This window comes from Paraburkholderia sediminicola (genome assembly GCF_046026895.1).
Taxonomy (GTDB): Bacteria; Pseudomonadota; Gammaproteobacteria; order Burkholderiales; family Burkholderiaceae; genus Paraburkholderia; species Paraburkholderia sediminicola_C.
Window position 1 is genome coordinate 145295 of sequence record NZ_JAQQEU010000013.1, and the last position, 16932, is coordinate 162226.

Consider the following 16932-nt stretch of genomic DNA (forward strand, 5'->3'; position numbering starts at 1 on the left):
GCGCAGCGGCCGTCCGTTCAGTCCGACCGGACGAATGATCCCGCGCGCGCCCGTTTCGCCGATGCGTTCATGAAGCGCATCAGGGCGCCGCTCATCTTGAGCAAACATTTTGCATGGGACCGGAGTGAGCGCTAAAGCGCCAACTCTGGTCGACACGCCAACTCTTGTGGACCGCAACAGCATGGGACCGGAGTAAGCGCTATGGGACCAGAGTAAGCGCTAAAGCGCCAACTCTGGTCGACACGCCAACTCCGGTCGACCGCAACAGCATGGGACCGGAGTAAGCGCTAGAGCGCAACTCCGGTCGACAAAGGAGACACGTGCATGAAAGGCCGATCAATCTTGTTGCTCGCGGCACTGCCCGCAGCACTCGTCCTGCTTCCTGTCGGATACGCGCAAAACAATCCCTCGGTTGCGCAGGTCGCATACAAGGTGGTCGACGGTAGCAAGGTCGACAGTAATACGCTGCAAGGGTGGAAAACATGGCGCGCGCTTGCTTGCGAACGCTGCCACGGCGCGCAGCAGCAAGGCATGGTCGGACCGTCGCTGATCGACGCGTTCAAGACCCTGGACAAGGACGAGTTTCATCGAACGGTATTCGGCGGGAGGGTGGCCAAGGGCATGCCCGATTTCAGCACGAGCCAGATGATGCAGAAGAACTGGGAAAACCTCTATGCTTATCTGAAAGGGCGCTCCGATGGACAGATCAAGCCGGGCGACCTGCAGGCCCTCGATGCCAAATAGGGTCGGCGCCGCTACTCTTTCGGAGGCTCACGATGCGTCATAAAAGAAGCATGTCGGTGCACGCCACGCTGATCGCCGCCGCTCTGTGCTGCGCGGCGCTCGCGAGCGCCGCGGTCAAGGCGGACGGTCCGACGCTGCCGAATAACGATGGCGCGGATGGCGTGCTCAGAGTGTGCGCGGACCCGAACAACATGCCCCTGTCCAACAACAAGGGCGAGGGTTACGAGAACCGCATCGCCAGCCAGATGGCCAGCGATTTCGGCTACAAGCTCGAGTACACCTACTTCCCGCAACGCATGGGCTTCGTGCGTCACACCCTGCGCGAGAAGGAAGAGGGCAGCGAGCGCTTCAGGTGCGACCTCATCATCGGGGTGCCGAAAGGGTACGACATGACGTCGACGACGCAGCCCTATCTGCGTTCGACCTATGCGATGGTGTTTCCGACGCGCCCCGAGTTCGCCAACATCAACACGCCTGACGACCTGCTCAAACTGCCGCCCGAACAGTTGCACAAACTGCGCTTCGGCATCTTTTCGCAGACCCCGGCGGTTGACTGGCTGCTCAGCCACAATCTGATCGAGCAGGCAGTCTCGTATCGGGTGCAAAGCGGCGACCCGCAGGAGTATCCCGGCCAGATGATCGAGCAGGACCTGCGCGCGGGCAACGTCGATGTGGTGTTCCTGTGGGGGCCGATCGCCGGTTACTTCGCCAAACGCGCGGGCGATACGGTCAAGCTCGTGCCGTTTCCCGCCGGGCCCGGCATCCGCTTCGACTATACGATTTCAATGGGCGTCCGGTATGGCGAGAAGGCCTGGAAAGACAAGGTGGATCAATGGATCGGCGCGAACCAGGACAAGATCGACAGCATCCTGACCAGCTACCAGGTGCCGCTGCTCAAACCGGTCGACGTGCCGGCGCCGAAGTCCGGCGACGCGTCGCCATGAGGGATGCACGAAGCGGTTGGCTTCGCGTGGCGGCGGCATGGATGATGTGGGCGATGTGCGTCGCGCCGCTCGCTTCCCGCGCGGCGGGAACGCCGGGAAGCGACAACATCACGCCCGCCGAACGCCTCATCTTCACGACGGATCACCTGCACGGCGTCGAGGCGCAGACCGAGCTCGACTACGCGGTGGTCAACTCCGAACAGCCGTCGCGCAGCGCCGACCTCGTCAAGGTGCTGGTTCTCAGCCCGGACAACGCGAAAGGCGACGCCCAGGTGTCGGACCATAGCGGCAACGTGCCGTTGCCCAATGGCGGCCTGCAGTGCAATCCGGTGATCATCTATTTTCTCGAACGCGACATCTCCGAGATGCAGAGCCTGACAGGCGGGCAGCGCCGTTATTTTCAGCAGCGCCTGCGCCTCGCGCTCGCTGCCGGGCCGCGCATCGAAACGGTGACGAGCGAGGCCGGCGGCAAGTCCGTCAGCGCGCGGCGCATCGTCGTGCAGCCCTACCTGAACGATCCGAACGCGGAGCGCTTCGCGCAATTCACGGCCAAGCGCTACACCTTTCTGCTCGCCGATGACGTGCCGGGCCAGGTCGTGCTGATTCGCACCGACGTGCCCGGCCCGAACAACGACTTCGCGCATCCGGCGCACACGCAGACGCTGAGCTTCCAGGCCGCCCTGCGCAAATTGCCGGCGCCGGGCAAAGCGCCGCAGAAGCCGTCCAACGCGCCACGGGCGAGCCGTTAGTGCACGCTGCCGCACCGGCACCCTCAGACAACGGCGCGGCTGCGCATCCAGCACCGTCGCGCGACTGTCCGACTTCATGATGGAGCTCATGCATGCTGCTCGACACACCAGACTACGCACCGAAACTGCTGGAAGCCATCGGCGAACTCGGCGCTGCCGCGCCGGCCACGCTGGCGGGTTTCCAGGCGCTCGACGGCGCCGCTGCCCGTTCCGGCAAACTGGACGCGAGGACTCGCGAGCCGATCGCACTCGCGGTCGACGTCACCACCCGTTGCGACGGCTGCATCGCGCTGCATAGCGCTGCCGCCGCGCGGGCAGTGGCGAGCCGGGAGGAGGTGGCGCAGGCGTTGCCGGTGGCGATCGCATTGAACGCTGGTGCGGCGCTGGTCTATTCCGCGCGTGCGCTCGATGCATTCGGTCAGCAAAGCGGCTAGTTCACATGCAGACCGCGCGCTTGGCGACGAATCGGCTCAACCTGAATTTCATCCGCACGTTGACCCTGCGGCAGTTGCAGATCTTCGTCGTGGCGAGCCGCTATACGAGCTTCGCGCGCGCGGCGGAGGAGCTGCATCTGACCCAGCCGGCGGTCTCGATGCAGATCCATCAACTGGAAGATGCGGTCGGCCTGCGCCTGTTCGAGCGCGCCGCGCGCAAGCTCGCGCTGACTGAAGCGGGCGAGATGCTGACGCATCACGCGAGCCGCATCCTCGGCGAGATCAAGGATGCCGAAGATGCGATGATGTCGCTCAAGCAGGCCGACAGCGGCTCCATCAACGTGGGCATCGTCAGTTCCGCGACCTACTTCGCACCGAAGCTGCTGGCGCTCTATTCGCACCTGTACCCGAAGGTGGACGTGCACTTTTCGGTCGGCAATCGCGATGCGCTGCTGCGGCTGCTGCAGGACAACGCCATCGATCTCGCCATCATGGGACGCCCGCCGCCGGAACTCGACACGACGACCGAGGCGTTAGCCAGCCATCCTCAGGTGGTGATCGCACCGTTGGATCATCCGCTATGCGGCGCGCGCCGCTTCGATCTGCAGGAGCTGCGCGGCGATACCTTCCTGTTGCGCGAACCCGGCTCGGGCACGCGTATGGCCGCCGAAGTGATGTTCCGGCAGCATCTGTTCACCCCCGCCAGGATCGTCACGCTCGGCAGCAACGAGACCATCAAGCAGGCGGTGATGGCGGGCATCGGCGTGAGTCTGATCTCGCTGCATACGCTGCTGCTGGAGTTGCGCACGGGTGAGATCGCGTTGCTCGACGTGAACGGCACGCCGATCGAGCGCACATGGCAAATCGTCCATCTTCGTTCCAAGCAGCTATCGCCCACGAGCGTGGTATTCCGGCAGTTTCTGCTCGACCATGCGGCGACGCATCTGGAGCGCGACTACGCGGCGTTTGCGAGCTTTTCAGTCGGTACGGGAGCGTGACGATGAAGCAGCCGTTTGCGTGGCGCGCGGCATTCGTGCGGGGTGCGGGCGTGCTGTGCGCCGCCGCCGTCAGCGTCGCCGGGGTCGGGTTTGCCGCAGAGCCGGTGCGCGCCGGGGCGGCCTCGATTGCGGTGATGAACTGCGGTCTGATCGACGATAACGCTGCCTACAACGATGCGGAGACCAATCGCATCCAGCAGGCGCGCATCGACATGATCAGCAACGCGCTGCGTGCGCAGCTGGATGCCAGCCAGCGCTACCGTGTCGCAGACAACGGCCGCGCTGCCGATCTGATCGGCCGGCTCGGGGCGACGCAAGACCTGAGCACATGCGACAACTGCGCCCGGCAGGTCGGGCGCGAGCTGGGCGTCGAGCTAGTGGGGATCTGCTGGGTGCAGAAGGTCAGCAACCTGATCCTCAATCTGAACTTGCGAGTGAAAGAAGTAGCCAGCGGCAAGACATTGTTCCAGCGTTCGGTCGACATTCGCGGCAATACGGATCTCTCGTGGCGCCGCGGCGCGTCGGCGCTCGTCGGACTATTGATTGAGCAGGCCCCGGCGGGCTCGCCCGTGGATCACGCAGCGCCCCGACGATAAGCCGGATTTGCCACGGCGCGGCGCGCGCGAATGGGCCGATGCGCGTCGCGACCGATGGCACAGTGTGTACCCGGAAGTCGTGACAGGATGACAACCCTCCGCATGCGGTGCTACGCGATCCGGTCGTCCGCGTGATCGGCATAAACCGTGCTTGAACAGATGCTGGCGAGTGCAAGACCCGTCGACGCCGAAATCCGCACGGGCACAACCAGAAAAAGCCTGTGTGTGTCGCCGGCTCGGGACAAAGCGTCCGCGGCACAACAGGCAGGCCGGCATAGGAAGGGGATCGCATCGATGAGTTCTGGCGAACAGCTTCAGGACTGGCGTTTTCACGCACAGCAAATCGAAAACGAAGTCGCCAAGGTCGTCATAGGCCAGCAGCAGATCCTGCGGCTCGTCAACGTCGCATTGTTCGCGAGAGGCCATGTGCTGCTCGAAGGCGGCGTCGGCGTTGGCAAGACCACCGTGTTGCGCGCGTTCGCGCGTGTGGTCGGCGGAGAGTTCGAGCGCGTCGAAGGCACCATCGATCTGATGCCGGGCGACCTCGTCTATCACACGTACGTCGATGCCGACGGCAAGCCGCGTATCGAGCCGGGGCCGTTGCTGCGCCACGGCGAACAGCTGACCACCTTCTTCTTCAACGAAATCAATCGGGCTCGTCCGCAGGTCCAGTCGTTGTTGCTGCGCGCGATGGCCGAGCGTTCTGTCTGGGCTTTCGACCGCGAACACCGTTTCCCGCATATGACCGTGTTCGCCGACCGCAACAAGGTCGAGAAAGAGGAAACCTTCGAGCTGGCATCGGCTGCGCGTGACCGCTTCCTGTTCGAGTTGAACATGCCCACACCCGCCGTGCCGGACGTACGGCGCGCGCTGGTGTTCGACACGGTGTTTCATGACGTCGACCTGCTGCTCGCCCAGCTCACACCCGCGATCGTGCCCTGGCAAGAGTTGAACAGGGTGGGTGCGGCGATTCAGCAAGGTGTGCAGGCGAGTGGAACGATCGAGCGCTACGCGCTGGATATCTGGCAGGCGACGGAAACGCCACTGCGTTTCGGCATCACGCTCGACGGGGTCGACATGCAGCAACTGATTCTTGCCGGCGCGAGCCCACGCGGCATGAGCGCGCTGTTGCGGGCGGCCCGCGTGGTCGCGTGGCTCGCGGGGCGCTCGCATCTGATTCCGGAGGACATCCATGAAGTGCTGATGCCGGCGCTCGGTCATCGTGTGTTCTTCACGCCGATCTATGAATTGCGCCGCCAGGAACTGGCCGAAGCCCTGATCGCGCAGATCATGGCCAGGGTGGCCGTGCCTTGAGGCGCGCTCGACGATGAACGGCATAGCAGAATTTCACTATCGTTTGCCGACGCGCGCCGGCGGGGCTCGGCCGGGTTCGCATCCCGGTTCGAGTTACGGCGCCGGCCAGCAATTCGCCATGCACGGCCGCCTGTTCGACTACCCGGACCCACGCCGTCTGGATCTGCGTGCGAGCGTGCGCGCGGCGCGCTCGGAATGGCTCGTGCGGGTTCACCTGCAGCGCGTGGCGGTGCCGGTGGTGGTGATCGTCGACGTGTCGGCGTCGATGCAATTCGGCACGCGTCAAACGAAGCTGCAGGTTGCCGCCGACTTCGTCGAGGCGCTGGGCTACAGCGCGTTCCGTGTCGGCGACCGGCTCGGCCTGCTGGCATTCGATGCCGGCGAACGCGACGATCTCTTCATGCCGGCGCGATATGGCCGGGGCACCGGCAGTCTGCTGGCGACCATGTTGCGCGAGTGCCCGGGCAGCGCCGCCGCGAGCGGCGGTGTCGAAGGGCTGCGGCGCTGCGCGACGCGCCTCGCCGGGCGGCAGGCGCTCGTTTTCGTCGTGTCCGACTTCCACTGGCCGCTCATCCAGATGCCGCGCGTGCTCGACATGCTGGTGCATGCGTGCGTCGTGCCGATCGTCGTTTGGGACGAGGCCGAAATTTCGCCGCCTCGCCGCGGTCCGTTGCTGGCGGTTCACGACACCGAGTCGGGCGAAGCGCGCACGGTGTGGCTACGCGACGGTATTCGCAAGCGCTGGCGCGAAGGCGTCGAGCGCCGTCGCGCGGAGCTCGGCGGGATCTTCGGCGCGCGCGGCATGCGGCCGTTTTATGTCGAAGGCGCCTTCGATCCGGAAGCCATGTCGCGCTATTTTCTGGAGACGACGGTATGAAGCCGCGCGTGGCCCGGGTCGGCGGCGCGCGTGGTGTGTCCCGGCTCGTGCTGGTCGCGGCGCTGATTGCCGCCGCGCATGCGGCCAGCAGCGACGCTGCCACAGCTGTGGCAGCGATCGTCCAACAGCCGCGCGCATTCGGCTACGTGCTCGGCGATGTCCTCACGCAACGCGTGCTTCTGCAAGCCGGCGGCAACGACATGGGTGCGCTCACGCCACCATCGGTCGGCCGCACCGGCGTGTGGCTCGAACGCCGGCCCGTGTCGTTCGAAACCGATGCGGACGGCCGCCGCTGGATGGTGATCGGCTATCAGATAGTCAACGCGCCGCAGACGCTCACGACAATCGCGTTGCCCGCGCTGACGTTGACATCGGCCAGCGGAGCGCAATTGCAGGTGGCCGAATGGCCGGCGAGCGTCGGACCGCTGACCCCGCCTGCCACGTTCGCTACCGGTGACCTGCAGCCGCTGCGGCCCGATCGCCAGGCGCCGCTGCTGGCCACCGCCGGGTTACGTCGCCAGATCGCATGGGCGCTCGGTCTGTTGCTCGCGACCTTGCTCGCGTGGGCGGCCTGGTGGGGATGGCGTAACCGGCGCGAGTCGGCCCGCTTACCCTTTGCGCGTGCATGGCGCCAGATGCAACGGCTTCAGGGGGCGCAAGCTGCTTCGTCCAAAGACGCGTGGTTTTGCATGCACGAGGCGCTGAACGAAACCGCGGGGCAGGTCGTGCACGGAGGATCGCTGTCCGCACTGTTGACTCGCGCACCGTATCTGCAACCGCTGCGCGCGCAACTCGAACACTTCTATGAGGTGTCGGCCGAGCGCTTCTTCAAACCTGCGCCGGGCGCTGCCGAGTTTCCATTGCAGGCGCTGTGCCGCGCGCTGTATCGCGCTGAACGCCGCCAGCAGCGATGACCATGGCTCTGGACTTCGCCGCTCCGTGGATGCTGGCCTTGCTGCCGCTCGCCGCGCTGCCATTGCTGCCACGGCGCAGCGATACGCTGGTGTTTTCGAGCGTCGCCTGGCTGCCGGTCGATCGCGTCGGCCGATGGGCTGGCTTGCTCGCGCGCTGCAGCGGCGTGCTGGCGATGGCGGGTATCGTCGTCGGACTCGCCGGGCCGGGGCGCTCGCAACAGCAGGTGGTGCGCACGGGGAGTGGCGCGCAGATCCTGATTCTGATGGACCGCAGCGCGAGCATGGACGAACAGATGGCCAGCGCGGGCGTCGAATCGCCGAGTGGCGGCGATGCGAAGAACAAGGTGGCGCGCGCTTCGTTGACGAGCTTCGTGAACCAGCGCCCGAACGACCGGCTCGCGTTTATGATGTTCGGCACCAGTCCCGTGCTGGCGATGCCGTTCACGTACAACCATCGCGTGATCGAGGCTGCGATCGCCGCCACGGCCATTGGCCGCGGCATGCCGGACACGCAACTCGACCGGGGGATGCTGGCCGCGATCAAGCAGTTCGATGGCCGCCTCTCGTCGGGCCGCCGCGCGATCGTGCTCGTCTCCGATGGCGGGGCAAGGCTCGACGAGGTGGTGCGCCGACGCATTCAGGAAGGGCTGCAGCGCAACCAGATTGCGCTGTACTTTATTTACTTGCGCAGCAGTGTCTACAGCCCCGATCTGAACGCCACGGTACCCGTCGGTGGGTCTTCGGCCGAAGCCGAATTGCATCGATATTTTCTGACGCTAAAGACGCCTTACCGGCTTTTTCAGGCGGGTGACGCGAAGGCCATGATGGCGGCGGTCGCCGAGATCAATCGGCAGCAGAATGCGCTGACGTCGTTTGTCGAGCATTTGCCCCGGCAGGATCGGAGTCCGTATTGCTTTGCTATCGCCTTGTTCTTCTCCGCCGTGTTGATGGCGTTGCGCCTGTTTCAGGTCAGGAGTTGGGCATGACGCGCACGCTTGTTCACGCCGTGTTCGGGACCATCGCGATCTGCTGCGCCGGCGTGGCCGCGTATGACTGGACACGTTTTCAACACGCTCAGCGCATGAATCAGGCCGTTGAGGCGGCGAGCGCCGACCCGCGCGAGGACCACGCCGCCGACGACGCGCCCCAGGTTCGTCTGGCACGCGCGATCGCGCTGTCGAAAGTGGGTGCCTACGATCCGGCAGCCCGGCTCTACGATGGCCTGATTCACGAAGACCGTCTTGACGATCTCGGCCGCACCGCGCTGTTCGATATCGGCAACATGTACCTGCGCGAGGGAGGGGGAGAGGCCGCCACCGGCACCATCAGGTCGCTCGCGATGATCGGCGAAGCCAAAGCGCGCTACCGGATGTTGCTACGCGCGGCACCCGACGATTGGGACGCGCGCTATAACCTCGAGCGTGCGCTTTGGCTTGCGCCTGAAACACAGTCCGCGCCCGATGAGCCCGATGTGAAAGAGCAGCACAACGTGAAACTGCGCGACCCGCAAAGCAAGGATTTGCCGTGAGCGCCGGGATCCGCGAGCGCGGCTTCGTCAGGGTGCGTCATGGGTTGATGGCGGGCGCCCTCGTCGCGTTGGTCGCCGCGCTCGTCATGCCGGATGTCACCTTGCCGCGCCCTACGTTCGACTACATCGTGACGTTCGATATCACGCAAAGCATGGACGTCGAAGACGTCAGTCTGAACGGCGAGCCGGTGAGCCGCCTGAAGTTCGCGCAGGCCGCGATGCACGATGCGCTCGGGCAATTGCCTTGTGGCTCGAAAGTGGGTTGGAGCGTGTTTACCGGGCAGCGGACGTTGCTGTTGCTGCCGCCCATCGAGGTGTGCAACAACTACGACGCGTTGCTGGTGTCGCTCGACGGTATCGACGCGCGCATGCGGTGGACTAGCTGGAGCCGGATTGCCGAGGGCGGCGTTTATTCGGCTGCGCGTGTGGCGCAGGGGGTCGGCCACGGCGCGGCCGTCGTGTTCGTCACCGATGGACAGGAGGCGCCGCCTGTCCCGCCATCGCGAGCGCTGATGCGAGATATCAATCCCGCGGGCATCAAGGGCTGGCTGATCGGCGTGGGGGGGCGATCAACCCGCGGCCATTCCGAAGAGCGACGCCGACGGGAATCGGATCGGATACTGGCAGCCCGACGACGTGATACAGGTGCCGACTACGCCGGGGTCCGATGCGCCGGCTGAGACACATGAGGAGCTTTCCGAGTTGCGAGGCCAGTATCTCGGGTTCGTGGCCGGCCAAACCGGTCTTGGCTATCGACGCCTTTGGACCACGACGTCGCTAGGCGATGCGATGCTGGATGCGCGCTTCGCTCACCGCGAGCCGGTGCCGACCGATTTGCGCTGGTGTCCCGCGCTGCTTGCACTGTTGCTGTTTGTGGGGCGCTTTGCGCCCGATTCGATTTGGGAGTGGCGGGACTTTTGTCGAAGACAGGTGCGAAGGGCTGTTCGGTCGCTTGCTCAAGCAGCTTGTGTCCCGGCAAGAAAAGTGGAACGAATGAATGCCAATCCACATAGGAAAACTAGCGTGACAGGCGAATAGAATTGCTCGGCCGCAGTTTTGGCGACGCCGTCGTCCTGCATCTGCCGTGTGCGGACCATATGCGTGACTTCGATGCCTGCCAGGATAATGTCTGCGCCTTGCGGCCTTTGCCCGACGGAGCCTCTGGACTCATGTTGCGCGCTGCAGCGACGCGTGACCCGGAAAAGTGTTTCGGTCCGCCAAATAGTTCGGCGACAAAAATAACACTACCACACCGCCGCAATGGGAACGCGCACATGCTGCGCCAGACAACCCGCTGATAGTCCCTGGGGAAAACGTTAGGTACGTAGGCCGTTTCTCTCTCAAACTGCCGCCCCGCATGCCGCTGAGGCATCCGCCGAGCCACCGCTCCCGCTCCCTTCCCGACTTTGTCATTGACAGGCCAATTCCGCTCCGCTACAAATGTCGTCAACTGACATATCAGGTGACGACAGGATCGGAAAGATGAAAACTGCTGGAGTCGATGTCCGGTCCATTGACGGCCTTGAATGCGACGTTCTCGTGACAGGTGGAGGCGCCGCTGGCGTGGCCACCGCCGTAACCGCCAGTCGGCAGGGACTGAAAGTGATCCTGCTGGAGCGTTATGGTTTTTGCGGAGGCGGCGCGGTGGCGGGGCTCTCGGGGACCGTTTGCGGAATGTATCTCGCGACCGAGCGCGCAGGCGCGAAGCCCGAGGCGATTGTTTTCGGCTTTGCGCAGGAGTTCTGCGACGCACTGGAGCAGCGCGGCGGTCTCGCTGCACCGGTGCGCTATGGAAAAACCTGGACACGCGTTCACGATCCGCTGGTGTGGCGCGATGCGGCCGACAGTCTATTGGAGGCAAGCGGCGTCAAGGTCATTTATCACGCGGTTGCGACCGGCGTGCTGCTGGACGGAAACGAGCGCGTCGAGGGTGTGACCGCATGGACCAAGCAGGGGCCGCTGACGATTCGCGCGAGTGTCACCGTCGACGCCAGCGGCGATGCCGATCTCGTCGCGATGGCCGGTCTGGATAGCTTTGTGGGCGATGGTTCTCGTGTGCAGAACCCGACGATGATTTTCCGCCTGCAAGGCGTGGACGTCGAACGTTTTACCGCCGCTTACGGCGACGACACGATCATGGGCGAAGCGATTTCGTCACTGCTGCGCGAACGGCAACTCGCTGGCGACAACTTGCCGCGCTCGAAAATCTGGCTCTTCCCGACGACCCGTCCCGGTGAGTTGCTGTGCAACTGTACGCGCATTACCGGCTCCGACGGACGCGAGCTCAACCCGCTGTTCTACGACGATTTCACGGAGGGTGAACTGAACGGCAGGAAGCAGGTTCACGCGTATGCGCGGTTCCTGAAAGACTACGTAGCAGGCTGCGAAAAATCATTCGTCAACGATACCGGTGTTCAGGTGGGTGTGCGTCAGACGCGTCAGGTCGAAGGCGTGACCAAACTCATGAATGCCGATGTCGTGGGCGCGAGGAAGTTCTCGGACGGCATTGCGCGCTCGCCGTGGCCGATCGAGTTGCACGCCGGCGCGAAGCCGAAGGTGGAATGGGTGCTCGACGACTACTACGAAGTGCCTTACGGCTGCTTCGTGCCGTCGCGAGGCGAAGGGTTGCTGGTGGCGGGGCGGTGTCTGTCCGCGGAGCACGAAGCGGTCGCGTCCGCGCGCGTCACGGCTCAATGCTTTTCATACGGTCATGCGATCGGCCATGCCGCCGCCCTGGCCGTCCGCCTGGGCATCGAGCCGCGCATCGTCGATCCGCAGGCGATACGGCATGCGCTCGGGCGGGATGGTACCGCGCTGTAGCAGGGATTGCTGTTGAGAAAGCAAACATGGAGGGTAGGGAAGTGATTATTGTGAACATGGGGGATGTCCGTCAGTTGACATTGAATCGGCCTGAGCGGCGCAACGCGCTCGACGGCGGTTCGATCGCGGAACTGGAGCAGGCATTGCAGCAGGCCGACCGCGATCCGGCTGTGCGGGCAATCGTTCTCTCCGGTGTGCCGCCTGCGTTCTGTTCGGGCAGCGACCTGAAAGAGCTTGCGACGATGTCCATTCAGCAGATGTGCGATTCCGAGTCGCAGACCGCGCGCGTTGCGCGCTCGATCGCCGGGTTGTCGAAGCCGGTGATTGCCGCGGTCGAAGGTTTCGCGCTGGGCGGCGGCTTCGTTCTGGCGATTTCGTGTGACATCGTCGTGAGCGCGTCCAACGTGCGCTGGCATCTTCCCGAAGTGCCGAACGGTTGGCTGCCGCCCTGGGGGTTGCAGGCACTGCTCGCGCGCGTGGGTCCGGTGCGCGCGCGGTTGCTGACGTGGGCTGCGGATGCGATGAACGGCATCGAGGCGCACCGTCTCGGCATCGCGGACTATCTGACCGAACCGGGCTGCGCGGACCAGCAGGCGCTCTCACTCGCACAGCGGCTTGCCGCGCTACCGCCCGATGCAGTGGCGTCGACCAAACGCTTTTTCGAGCCTTTCGTTTCGCTTGACGGCGAGCAGCTCGACAATCTGGCTTCCCGGCATTTCGCGAGCAACTGCGAAGCAGGAGCCGCTCAGGCAATTCTTTCGAAATTCAAGGTGAAGTCATGACGAAAATCATGTCCCCGGCACAGGCTGTCGCATCGATTCAGGACGGGCAGACGGTGGGATCCGTTGGCGTTATCGGATGGGTGGTGCCCGATGCGACGCTCGGGGCGCTCGGCAAGCGTTTTCGCGAAACTGGCGCGCCGCGCAACCTCACGTTTTATTTTCCGTGCGGCACGGGGGATGCAGTCGACATTCGCGGGATGGATCACGTCGCGCAGGAAGGACTGATGAAGCGCATCGTCTCCGGCTCCTATATCAACCCGGTCAATCCGCGCACCGGCGAGCGTCCCGCGCTGATGCGGCTCATTCAGGAGAACCGGATCGAAGCGTATTCGTGGCCGATCGGCGCGTCGATGCACTGGTTGCGCGAGGTCGCGCGCAAGAGCCCCGGCTATATGACGCGCGTGGGCGTGGGCACGTATGCCGATCCGCAGCACGGTGGCGGCAAGTTCACCAGCCGCTGCGAGGACGATCTGATCCAGAAGATCCGCCTGAACAATGAAGATCTGCTGTTCTATCCGAGTTGGCCGATCGACGTGGCGATCATCCGTGCGAGCAGTGCGGACGAGTTCGGCAATCTTTCGTTCGAGGACGAGCCGCTGGTTTCCGCAAGCCTCGCGCTCGCGCTGGCGGCGAAGGCGAGCGGCGGGCGCGTGATCGCCCAGGTTCGCCGCATCGTGCCGCGCGGTGAGCGCGCGGCGACATCGGTGCGACTGCCGGGCATGTTCGTCGACGCGCTCGTGGTAGAGCCGCAAATGATGATGAGCACCGATACGCCGTACGACGAGGCCTATTTGCGTGCCGCCGGCGTGAACCCCCGCTTGCCGGCGATTCCGTTTGGACCCGACAAGGTGACCGCGCGGCGCGCGGCGCTGGAGGTGCGCAAGCACGAACTGTCGATTTTCGGCTTCGGTGCGGCGGCCGACGTGCCGCTCGTGATGGCGGAGCAGGGACTTATCGATCTGGATAACGCTTCGGACGACTACTGGTTTACGACGGAGCACGGTTCCTATGGCGGAATCGTGATGAACGGCTGGCAGTTTTCGGCGAATCTCCGGCCGCAGGCGTTGCTCGACGGCGTCACGCAGTTCGACGTGATAGACGGGGGCTTGTGCCGATTCGCGGCACTCGCATTCGCCGAGTACGATTCGCATGGAACGGTCAACGTCAGCAAGTTCGGCAAGGTGAATCCGGGGGCGGGCGGCTTCATCGACATCGCGATGAATGCCAGGCGGCTGGTGTTCACGGGCTCGTTCACGACCGGCGGGCTCGACATCGCGTATGAAGCGGGCCGCATGAGGATCGTGAAGGAGGGCAAGGTCAGCAAGTTCGTCGATACCGTGCAGAGCCGGACTTATCCGGTGGCGAACGGCGTTGCGGCGGGACAGAGTGCGCTGATCGTGACGGAGCGCGCCGTGTTCGAGCAGACCGCGGGCGGCCTCGTGCTGACCGAAGTTGCGCCGGGCGTCGATGTGCGCCGCGACGTGCTCGATCTGATGGCGTTCGCGCCGGCTCATATCCTCGACCCATTGCCGATGATGCACGAATCGCTGTTCGTCGAGAACGCCGATCATTGCGCGGAGGCCGCGGTAGCAAGCTAGCAGTCCACAGCAATGGCGCGGCTGCTCCCTCAACGTACGGCGATTGCCGACGACGGTGCGCCGCGCCGGTTCCAACAACACGGTTGCGCCACGCCGCGCCTCAACACGGCGTCGACGACAACTCACCATCCTGATCGCTTAGGCGAATCTGGAGGAGACGATCATGAAATACCGCTGGTTTGTCGTTTTCATGCTGTTTCTCGCTTGCGCGATCAGCTACCTCGACCGTGCCGCTCTGTCAGTTGCCGCGCCACTTATCGCCAAGGATCTGCATCTCGATGCCGCGCACCTCGGCATTGTCTTCAGTGCGTTTTTTGTCGGCTATTCGCTGTTCTGCTTTATTGGCGGCTACGCGGCGGACCGCTTCGGCGCGAAGCGGGTACTCGTGGTCGCGATCGGTCTCTGGTCCATCTTCTGCGGTCTGACTGCTACGGCAACGAGTCTCGCGGGCCTGCTGGTGATCCGCGTGGTATTCGGCGCCGGGGAGGGCCCGTTGGCCACGTGCACGAACAAGATCGTCAGCAACTGGTTCGAGCGCAAGGAACAGACCACAGCGGTAGGCTTCGCGAATTCCGGCCTGCAACTAGGTGCAGCGCTGGCCGGTCCGATTGTCGGGCTGATGGCGTTGCATTGGGGCTGGCGCATTCCGTTCATCGTAATCGGCGTGGTGGGCTTGTTGTGGGTGGTGATGTGGTCGATTTTCTCGACGGACCGGCCCGAGCACAACCGCTGGGCGCGCGGCGCAGGTTCGCCGGCAATCCATGCTCGCGCGGAGAATACCGAGTCCGATGCGAAACCGCAGAGGTCGCTGGGCTCCTATCTCAAGAGTCCGACGATCTGGGCGACTTCGCTCGCATACTTCGGTTATGCGTACATCCTGTACTTCTTCCTATCATGGTTCCCGAGCTACCTGATGATGGAGCGGCATCTGAGCCTGTCGTCGATGAGCATCGTCAACGTGATTCCGTGGGTGCTCGGATTTGCCGGGATTGCGTTGGGCGGGCTGACGTCCGATATGATCTTCCGCTGGACCGGCAATGCGCTGAAGTCGCGCAAGATCGTGATCGTCGGTGGTCTACTGGTTGCCGCAGCGTGTGTCGCGTGCGCCGGCGCCGCGACCAGCGTAGGCGCGGCGGTTGCGCTGATGGGCATTACGGTGTTCTTCATGAATCTCACGCTGAGTGTGTACTGGGCGATCATTCTGGATACGGTCGAACCTGCCCGGATGGGTGGCGTGGGTGGATTCATGCATCTGCTCGCCAACACGGCAGGGATTCTCGCGCCGATTCTCACAGGCTTTCTCGTGCAATGGACACATGTATTCACGAGCGCGTTCATGTTGAGTGGGGGCGTGGCCCTTGCAGGCGCGATCGCAGTCGCCGTGTTCGTGAACGCGCCGCGTGCGAATGTCGAGGCGCGCGGCCATGGGGCGGAGATTCCGCAGCCGCAGGCGGAGTAGCGGCGAGAAGCCGATAGTGTCGGGTGGCGGCGGCCGTGCGCTGGTGCGGCGTAGTCCCCAGGCCGCTGCCGACGCTATGCAGGCCTTCAGAAAGTATCGAGCGCGGAGCGGGTAAAGCGCTCGATGAACTGCATCAAACCATGCGCCGCTGCGGCAGCCCGGTCGCCGTCGCCCTCCGCGATAGCCGTCAGCACCTTTGCGTGCAACTGCGCGCCTTCAACGTAAGCGCGATTCTGCGCGATATGCTGATACCAGAAACGTCGCGATTGCGCGTGAATCGGCAGCATGCTGGTAATCAGCATGCTGTTGTGGGTGGCCTGAACTTCAGCGTCGTGAATCGCACCGCCGGCCTTGATCCACGCTTCCATGTCACCACGCTCGGCGGCGGCGATCATTTGCTTCGCGAGCCGGCGCAGATGGGTCCGCTCTTCCGGTGTGGCGCGTAGCGCGGCCACGCGTACGACGAGCTCCTCGAGCGGACGCCTAACCTCCAGCAGTTCCAGTTGCTGACGAATGTCCACACCGGCGACGAGCGTGCCGCGGCGCGGAAGCATTTCGACGAAGCCGATCTGCCGCAAGCGCTGAAGCGCTTCGCGCACGGGGGTGCGTCCCATTTCCATCTCGGCTGCAAGCTGGCTTTCAGAAATCATCGAACCCGGCGGCAACTTGCGCGTGATGATCATTTCCTCGATCTTTGCAAACGCGACATCGGCCAGCAACTGATCCGGCGGATTGACGGGTTCGCGTCGGGATACATACTTGGCGGTGCTGTTTTTCTTCATGTGGACGAACGCAACGATGGACTGACGGATTATGCCCCGGTGAGCCGGGAAGTGGCGTGCTGTCGTCAGATAATGCGCCGCTCGCGTACCCGCGGAAACTGGCGCTGCGCTGGCGCATGGCGTTTGTGGTTTAAGAGCGCAGTTGGAATCTGGACGAGGCAGTGTGCACCGGGTCGGCTTTAGCGCAACTGCTGGCCATTGGACATCACGCCTGCAGGGCCCATGGAAGACGCGAGTGATATATGGTGGGCAAAGAATGTCGTCGGTGCCGGTATTCTGCAACGGGTGATGTTTGGAAGCCCCGCGCGCGAAATAAACCGCCGAGGAGCGGCGGCTGGTTTTTAGATGCTTAACTTGGATTTGACATAAGATAAATTATCAACATTTTACATT

General features: G+C 63.9%; 16 protein-coding genes and 2 pseudogenes. 16 read left to right on the forward strand and 2 right to left on the reverse strand.

Translation table 11 applies throughout. From position 1 onward, the window contains the following. Window positions 1–324: 324 nt before the first annotated feature. The 12 genes and pseudogenes from PQR02_RS12385 to PQR02_RS12440 all read left to right on the forward strand — a co-directional run bounded on the left by PQR02_RS12385 (window position 325) and on the right by PQR02_RS12440 (window position 10136). Complete coding sequence (locus PQR02_RS12385; RefSeq protein ID WP_408230432.1) at window positions 325–744, forward strand: c-type cytochrome; 420 nt, start codon at window positions 325–327, stop codon at window positions 742–744. A gap of 32 nt (window positions 745–776) precedes the next feature. Beyond that, complete coding sequence (locus PQR02_RS12390; RefSeq protein ID WP_408230435.1) at window positions 777–1688, forward strand: substrate-binding domain-containing protein; 912 nt, start codon at window positions 777–779, stop codon at window positions 1686–1688. After that, a complete protein-coding gene (locus PQR02_RS12395; RefSeq protein WP_408230438.1) occupies window positions 1685–2437 on the forward strand; it encodes a hypothetical protein in 753 nt (250 codons plus the stop codon). The genes PQR02_RS12390 and PQR02_RS12395 overlap by 4 nt, the downstream gene beginning before the upstream one ends. Before the next feature lie 95 nt (window positions 2438–2532). Continuing rightward, window positions 2533–2871: a carboxymuconolactone decarboxylase family protein gene (locus tag PQR02_RS12400; RefSeq protein WP_408230479.1), complete on the forward strand. Its 339-nt coding sequence runs from the start codon at window positions 2533–2535 to the stop codon at window positions 2869–2871. Between the two features lie 5 nt (window positions 2872–2876). After that, window positions 2877–3869, forward strand: a complete 993-nt coding sequence (locus tag PQR02_RS12405) for a LysR family transcriptional regulator (RefSeq protein ID WP_408230441.1) — start codon at window positions 2877–2879, stop codon at window positions 3867–3869. 2 nt (window positions 3870–3871) lie between these two features. Beyond that, window positions 3872–4465 (forward strand): DUF3280 domain-containing protein, encoded by a 594-nt coding sequence (locus PQR02_RS12410; protein ID WP_408230443.1) that lies wholly within the window; start codon window positions 3872–3874, stop codon window positions 4463–4465. A 294-nt stretch (window positions 4466–4759) separates the two neighbouring features. Continuing rightward, complete coding sequence (locus PQR02_RS12415) at window positions 4760–5779, forward strand: AAA family ATPase (protein WP_408230446.1); 1020 nt, start codon at window positions 4760–4762, stop codon at window positions 5777–5779. A 13-nt stretch (window positions 5780–5792) separates the two neighbouring features. Beyond that, complete coding sequence (locus tag PQR02_RS12420; RefSeq protein WP_408230449.1) at window positions 5793–6656, forward strand: DUF58 domain-containing protein; 864 nt, start codon at window positions 5793–5795, stop codon at window positions 6654–6656. Next, the gene (locus PQR02_RS12425) at window positions 6653–7570 is read left to right on the forward strand and encodes a calcium incorporation protein MxaA (protein ID WP_408230452.1); all 918 of its coding nucleotides are present in this window, start codon (window positions 6653–6655) and stop codon (window positions 7568–7570) included. Before PQR02_RS12420 ends, PQR02_RS12425 begins: the two co-directional genes overlap by 4 nt. After that, window positions 7567–8556, forward strand: coding sequence for a vWA domain-containing protein (locus PQR02_RS12430; RefSeq protein ID WP_408230455.1), 990 nt, complete (start codon window positions 7567–7569; stop codon window positions 8554–8556). Before PQR02_RS12425 ends, PQR02_RS12430 begins: the two co-directional genes overlap by 4 nt. After that, entirely contained in the window at window positions 8553–9098 is a 546-nt protein-coding gene (locus PQR02_RS12435; protein ID WP_408230458.1) for a tetratricopeptide repeat protein, read from the forward strand. Before PQR02_RS12430 ends, PQR02_RS12435 begins: the two co-directional genes overlap by 4 nt. After that, a pseudogene (locus PQR02_RS12440) lies at window positions 9095–10136 on the forward strand (vWA domain-containing protein). The gene PQR02_RS12435 and the pseudogene PQR02_RS12440 overlap by 4 nt, the downstream one beginning before the upstream one ends. On the opposite strand, the pseudogene PQR02_RS12445 reads toward PQR02_RS12440, so the two are convergent. Continuing rightward, window positions 10130–10231, reverse strand: a pseudogene (locus PQR02_RS12445) (IS6 family transposase); the annotation flags it as partial. The pseudogenes PQR02_RS12440 and PQR02_RS12445 overlap by 7 nt on opposite strands. 349 nt (window positions 10232–10580) lie before the next feature. Here PQR02_RS12445 and PQR02_RS12450 point away from each other — a divergent pair. The 4 genes from PQR02_RS12450 (at window position 10581) to PQR02_RS12465 (ending at window position 15757) form a co-directional block, all read left to right on the forward strand. Further along, entirely contained in the window at window positions 10581–11918 is a 1338-nt protein-coding gene (locus tag PQR02_RS12450) for an FAD-dependent oxidoreductase (protein WP_408230461.1), read from the forward strand. 41 nt (window positions 11919–11959) lie between these two features. Beyond that, a complete protein-coding gene (locus tag PQR02_RS12455) occupies window positions 11960–12700 on the forward strand; it encodes an enoyl-CoA hydratase/isomerase family protein (RefSeq protein WP_408230464.1) in 741 nt (246 codons plus the stop codon). Then, window positions 12697–14298 (forward strand): CoA-transferase, encoded by a 1602-nt coding sequence (locus PQR02_RS12460; RefSeq protein WP_408230467.1) that lies wholly within the window; start codon window positions 12697–12699, stop codon window positions 14296–14298. Before PQR02_RS12455 ends, PQR02_RS12460 begins: the two co-directional genes overlap by 4 nt. Before the next feature lie 163 nt (window positions 14299–14461). Then, on the forward strand, window positions 14462–15757 hold the full coding sequence (locus tag PQR02_RS12465) for an MFS transporter (RefSeq protein WP_408230470.1): 1296 nt from the start codon (window positions 14462–14464) through the stop codon (window positions 15755–15757). A gap of 86 nt (window positions 15758–15843) precedes the next feature. Here PQR02_RS12465 and PQR02_RS12470 read toward each other — a convergent pair whose 3' ends face one another. Then, complete coding sequence (locus PQR02_RS12470) at window positions 15844–16539, reverse strand: GntR family transcriptional regulator (RefSeq protein ID WP_408230473.1); 696 nt, start codon at window positions 16537–16539, stop codon at window positions 15844–15846. Window positions 16540–16932: the final 393 nt, after the last annotated feature.